Below are 239 nucleotides of genomic sequence, written 5' to 3'. Positions count from 1 at the left end.
AGAACCACCCGGATGACGTCCTGCCAAGCATCCATTTGGCTCCGCACGGTGGCCGCTAACAGCTCACTGCGACGCCCGAGGGTCCATGCGTCCACCCACACTGCCGTCACGTCCAAACGCTTCGCTTCGAGCATGGTTTCCACCAAGTAGCCCAGGCGCGCACCGGGACCGGCGATCACTTCGAGGGTCGACCGAACCTCTGCGATCTCCTCTGAGACGATCGAGCCGAAGATGCGGGC

At 63.6% G+C, this 239-nt stretch carries 1 protein-coding gene; it reads right to left on the bottom strand.

Going from position 1 to position 239, the window contains the following annotated elements:
- Positions 1 to 239: hypothetical protein (locus SCA31_RS25345; RefSeq protein WP_410699689.1), on the bottom strand; the 239-nt coding region annotated here is incomplete at both ends.

Origin of the sequence: Chryseobacterium sp. SIMBA_028, assembly GCF_046535285.1 — a bacterium.
In the GTDB taxonomy this organism is placed as follows: domain Bacteria; phylum Bacteroidota; class Bacteroidia; order Flavobacteriales; family Weeksellaceae; genus Chryseobacterium.
The sequence above is the reverse complement of the archived record's forward strand: the minus strand, read 5'-3'. Positions and strand labels throughout refer to the sequence as shown.